Origin of the sequence: Streptomyces calidiresistens (genome assembly GCF_014141525.1) — a bacterium.
GTDB lineage: Bacteria > Actinomycetota > Actinomycetes > Streptomycetales > Streptomycetaceae > Streptomyces > Streptomyces calidiresistens.
On sequence record NZ_VKHS01001111.1, the window covers coordinates 1 to 1,376 of the forward strand.

A 1,376-nucleotide genomic window follows, 5' to 3' on the forward strand; every position below is an offset into this window, starting at 1 on the left:
CTTCGTGGACAACGCGATCCTGGGGCCGTTGGCGGACAAGCGGGTGGCGGTGCTGGACCGGATCTCCCTGGCGATCGATCGGCGGGGCGGCACGCCTCCCGCCGACCTCACCGACCTCGCCGACTGCTCGCTCTCCACGGCCGGGGCGTCCGGGAACGGGGGCGTCGCCGCCCCGCCGCCCCGCGCCGGGGAGGACGGCGGAGCGACGGTCCCGGGTGCCCCCGGGGACACGGACGGGGTGGCGGGTTCGGTGGTGTGTCCGGAGGTGGCGCCGTTGGTGGCGTCCGGGGTGCCGGAGGGGGCGCGGGTGGAGGTGGACCGGGAGTTGGCGGCGTTGGAGTCGCAGATCCGGGAGGCCGAGGAGCGGTTGGTGGAGTCGGTGGGGCAGGGCGGTCCGAACTTCGTGGACAACGCGATCCTGGGGCCGTTGGCGGACAAGCGGGTGGCGGTGCTGGACCGGATCTCCCTGGCGATCGATCGGCGGGGCGGCACGCCTCCCGCCGACCTCACCGACCTCGCCGACTGCCGGCTCGGTTAGGAGCACCGCCCCGGGCCGCGCGGGGGCGCGGCCCGGGGCGGGAGGAGGGCCTTCCGGGTGGACGGTGCGGATGTCGCGATCCGCGCCGGTGCCGGAAGGCCCTCCGCCGTGCGGGACCCCGGGCCGCGCCGTCCGTCGCCCGTCCCCGGGCACGGAACGACTAGCCCGCGCGCACCGTGGGCAACAGGGCCCCCAGGGTTCTTTCCACCTCCTCCGCCGGCACCTCCGGGGCGAAGGACCGCCAGTCGAGCGCGGCCACCAGCAGCGCCCCGGCCAGTGCCGAGGAGGCCAGCCGGACATCGGTGCCCGCCCGCAACTCCCCGGCCTCGGCGCCGAGGCGCAACTGTTCCTCGATCACGGCGTGTGCCCGGCGCCGCACCGCCAGCACCGTGGGATGCCAGACGCTGTGGGTGCGCCACACCTCCCCGAGGTACAGCCGCACGAGGGCGGGATGGTCGAGGGTGAAGCGCAGTCCCGCCCGCACGATCGCCTTCAGCGCGGCGCGGGTGTCGCCACCCGCCGCGCGACATTCCGCGGCGGCCCCGCGCAGCACCGAGGCGAGCATTCCGACGTTGTGCCGCAGCAGTTCCTCGTACAGTTCGGTCTTGCCGGTGAAGTTGTAATAGACCGTCCCCTTGGAAACACCGGCGCGCTCGGCGATCCCGTCCACGGTGGTGGCGGAGAAGCCCTGCTCGGCGATGAGATCGACGGCGGCGTCGAAGAGTTTCAGCCTCGTGGCGCGGCGCCGCGGGCTGTCGGTGGATTTCATCGGTGGAGTCGCCCCCCAATAGGCGTGGTTTCGCGTCATTGTGCCCCCGTGGAGCTCCCCTGTCTCTTA

Annotated in this window: 2 protein-coding genes; one reads left to right on the forward strand and one right to left on the reverse strand. The window is 74.0% G+C overall.

The window, feature by feature from the left end; translation table 11 throughout:
* Positions 1–538, forward strand: a 538-nt coding sequence (locus FOE67_RS25775) for an Efg1 domain-containing protein (RefSeq protein ID WP_182667229.1), incomplete at its 5' end; no start/stop codon positions are given.
* Positions 539–698: 160 nt separating this feature from the next.
* Here FOE67_RS25775 and FOE67_RS25780 read toward each other — a convergent pair.
* Positions 699–1,307, reverse strand: coding sequence for a TetR/AcrR family transcriptional regulator (locus FOE67_RS25780; protein ID WP_182667230.1), 609 nt, complete (start codon positions 1,305–1,307; stop codon positions 699–701).
* Positions 1,308–1,376 lie beyond the last annotated feature (69 nt).